This window comes from Burkholderia sp. JPY481 (assembly GCF_038900515.1).
Classification (GTDB): Bacteria; Pseudomonadota; Gammaproteobacteria; order Burkholderiales; family Burkholderiaceae; genus Paraburkholderia; species Paraburkholderia youngii.
In genome coordinates, this window is record NZ_JAYMRT010000204.1 from 1 (window position 1) to 255 (window position 255).

1 protein-coding gene is annotated in these 255 nt (G+C 60.0%); it reads left to right on the plus strand.

All coding sequences use genetic code 11. The features are described from left to right. On the plus strand, nt 1-255 hold a 255-nt coding region (locus VSR82_RS40350), incomplete at both ends, for a transposase (RefSeq protein ID WP_498858958.1).

A 255-nucleotide genomic window follows, 5' to 3' on the forward strand; every position in this document is an offset into this window, starting at 1 on the left:
ACTGGCGTCGAGCGACTGTCGGAGCTTCTCAGCTTCCATCCGTTGCCGCCCCGGCTTGTCGCGATCCTTGAGCGGCTTCACGAGCACTACAAGTACCTGCAGCAGCAGATCGGTGAGATCGATCGCGAGGTGGCGCAGCAGCTCGCCGACGACGACGTCGGACAAAGACTGTTGAGCATTCCTGGTATCGGGCCGATCACTGCAAGTGTGCTTGCCTCAGAAATCGGCGATGGCAAGCAGTTCAGATGCAGTCGC